Below are 275 nucleotides of genomic sequence, written 5' to 3' on the forward strand. Positions count from 1 at the left end.
CATTGATTGCTGATTCCGGCTCCCGGTAAAAAATCATGGTGAGTATGCAACCAGCCGCCATGGAAACCGCAATGTCGATAACAGCTATGATCAGATTGTCCATCGTACCATCCGGATTCATCATATTGGGCAGTTCAAAGATTCCCATACCGCCCATATCGAACTTCCTGAAATGAAAGCGGCCATAGAACGCGCCGCCGATGCAACCGGCAATACAGCTGATGACCAGCGGTTGTTTCAATGGCAGCAGCATGCCATAAATAGCTGGTTCCGTG

Annotated in this window: 1 pseudogene; it reads right to left on the bottom strand. The window is 49.5% G+C overall.

Features of this window, described 5'->3' with window-relative positions:
• Positions 1-275, bottom strand: a pseudogene (locus tag LK536_RS58720) (PTS beta-glucoside transporter subunit IIABC); the annotation flags it as partial.

The organism is Clostridium pacaense, assembly GCF_020709765.2.
Taxonomy (GTDB): domain Bacteria; phylum Bacillota; class Clostridia; order Lachnospirales; family Lachnospiraceae; genus Enterocloster; species Enterocloster hominis.